Annotated in this window: 3 protein-coding genes; all 3 read right to left on the bottom strand. The window is 36.6% G+C overall.

The window, feature by feature from the left end; translation table 11 throughout:
- Positions 1–62 precede the first annotated feature (62 nt).
- Positions 63–851 (bottom strand): 3'(2'),5'-bisphosphate nucleotidase CysQ, encoded by a 789-nt coding sequence (gene cysQ / locus JCM13188_RS17100; protein ID WP_054755037.1) that lies wholly within the window; start codon positions 849–851, stop codon positions 63–65.
- A 2-nt stretch (positions 852–853) separates the two neighbouring features.
- Positions 854–1,459, bottom strand: a complete 606-nt coding sequence (gene cysC / locus JCM13188_RS17095) for an adenylyl-sulfate kinase (RefSeq protein ID WP_054755036.1) — start codon at positions 1,457–1,459, stop codon at positions 854–856.
- 10 nt (positions 1,460–1,469) lie between these two features.
- The coding region (locus JCM13188_RS17090) for an SLC13 family permease (protein ID WP_279402058.1) at positions 1,470–2,354 on the bottom strand (885 nt) is incomplete at its 5' end.

Genomic DNA, 2,354 nt, shown 5'->3' with positions numbered 1-2,354 from the left:
CGCAAATAACACTCACACTATTCGATTTCTAATAAGTCTTTTCCTTATCCTTGCCTATTTCTCTATTTAACTAGAAACCAGCCATTCTTTAAGTTTTCTCGATTGTAGTAGAATCGTTTTTGATCTTCATAACGTAATACCTGTTTACCTGCTGCTTCAACAATAGCCTGACCTGCACCCGTATCCCATTCCATTGTCGGTGCGTATCTAGGGTAATAATTAGCTTCCCCTTCTGCAACTAAACAGAACTTTAATGAGCTTCCTGAAGATACTGTTTCTACTTCGTTATGTTTTTCTTTCAGTTCATTAATAAAATCTTCTGTTTCTTTAGACATGTGTGAACGACTTGCCACCACTTTCACTAAGCTTGAATCTTGTACAATTGGTAGCTTTTGTGCCTTATTAAGTATATCTTCATCGGTATTAATCGTAACCTTAGAAGCATCATTAATCTTAAACGCACCTTTGTCTTGTTCTCCAACGTATAACACGTCTAAAGCAGGAGCGTATATCACACCTAATGTAGGATACTGACCTTTAACAAGTGCAATATTAACTGTAAATTCCCCGTTCTTCTTAATAAATTCCTTCGTTCCATCTAAAGGGTCTACTAACCAGAACTGATTCCAATCCTTTCGATTCTCATATGGAATATCCGCCCCTTCTTCACTAAGAACAGGAATATTAGGGAACGCATCAGTTAACCCTTTTTGAATCACCTCATGAGATCGTTGATCAGCAATCGTTAAAGGGGATTCGTCCTCTTTATACTCAACATCAAAGTCATGCTGATAAATATCCATAATTTCTTTTCCTGCATCTATTGCAATTTGAATCGTTTCTTTTAACATCATTATACCTCTAAGTATCCTTTGTCTTTTAAGTGTTTAACAACTTGCTGAACACATTCTTCCAGTGAATTCTTATCTGTTTCGATTACTAATTCAGGGTTGTTTGGTTCTTCATATGGATCGTCAATCCCTGTAAATCCTTTGATTTCACCTGCACGGGCTTTTTTGTATAACCCTTTAGGGTCTCTAGATTCACAAACGTCAAGGTCACACTTAACGAATACTTCAATGAATTCCCCTTCGTTCATAATTTCTCTAACCTTATCACGATCTTCTCTATACGGTGAAATAAACGCTGTTAATGTTAATAAGCCTGCATCTGACATAAGCTTTGCGACTTCACCAACACGTCTAATGTTTTCAGCACGATCCTCAGCACTGAAACCAAGGTTATTATTTAAACCATGACGGACATTATCGCCATCTAAACGATAAGTATGAACACCTAAATTATATAATTCTTTTTCTACTTCAACTGAAACAGTAGATTTCCCTGCACCTGATAGGCCAGTAAACCATAAAACTGCACTTTTATGACCATTTAGTTTCATGCGGTGTTCCTGAGTTACTTTAGAATCATGCCAAACGATATTTTCTGATTTAGTCATATTTTTCCTCCTATATCCAAATAAAATTAACTATTGTTGTAGTGACAATCATAACCATAATGGACAATGGTAAGCCCACTTTTATATAATCACTAAACTTATAACCACCTGGCCCGTAGACAATTAAATTTGTCTGGTAACCTATTGGTGTAATAAAACTAGCTGACGCAGCAATCGCAATAGTAACTGCAAAGGCCATTGGGTCAATATTTAGCTGACTAGCCATCTCAATGCCAATTGGAAGCATTAATACAGCTGCTGCTGCATTTGTGATTAACTCCGTAAAAATATTCGTTAACAAATAGACAAACAAAATCACGGCGATCATACCTAGAGGCTGTGCTAAATTTAAAGCTTGCTCAGCGGCTAACTCGGCTAACCCTGTTTTCGTTATGGCGGTTCCAACTCCTATCGCACTTGCAATTAATAATAAGACGTGGAACTGGATATACCCTTTAGCTTCATCTGGGTTAACGATGTTGCTTAGTAATAAGATTAACACAGCTAATAGCATCGCTTTAAACATGCTTAATATTCCAGTTGCTACTAGCATCACCATCGTGATGAGCAATATAATTGAGAACCAACCCTGTTTCGGATCTTCATTCAGTTCTTTAGGTGTATCTAATGATGAAATGACATAAAAGTCATTTGATAGTCTGTTCTTCTCTATGAAGTCTGACCCAGTTAATAATAAAAGCGTATCACCAGGTTTTAAAATAATATCCCCAATCTTACTATTAATGCGTTCATTATTACGATGAACGGCTATGACTCCTGCATCAAATTTGGAACGAAATTGAGATTGTTTGATAGATTTAGATAGTAACGAAGACTGGTGTGATACAACCGCTTCAATTAACTGTGTTTCTCCGTTCCCATTTTTCAGATCTTC

This window comes from Piscibacillus salipiscarius JCM 13188, assembly GCF_001311865.1.
GTDB classification, from domain to species: domain Bacteria; phylum Bacillota; class Bacilli; order Bacillales; family Alkalibacillaceae; genus Piscibacillus; species Piscibacillus salipiscarius.
Note: the sequence above shows the minus strand (reverse complement) of the source record. Positions and strands in the feature narration are given on the sequence as shown.

Excerpts from the sequence above, each read along its gene's own strand:
- cysQ (WP_054755037.1), bottom strand. The coding sequence starts at position 851 with ATGTTAAAAGAAACGATTCAAATTGCAATAGATGCAGGAAAAGAAATT.
- cysC (WP_054755036.1), bottom strand. The coding sequence starts at position 1,459 with ATGACTAAATCAGAAAATATCGTTTGGCATGATTCTAAAGTAACTCAG.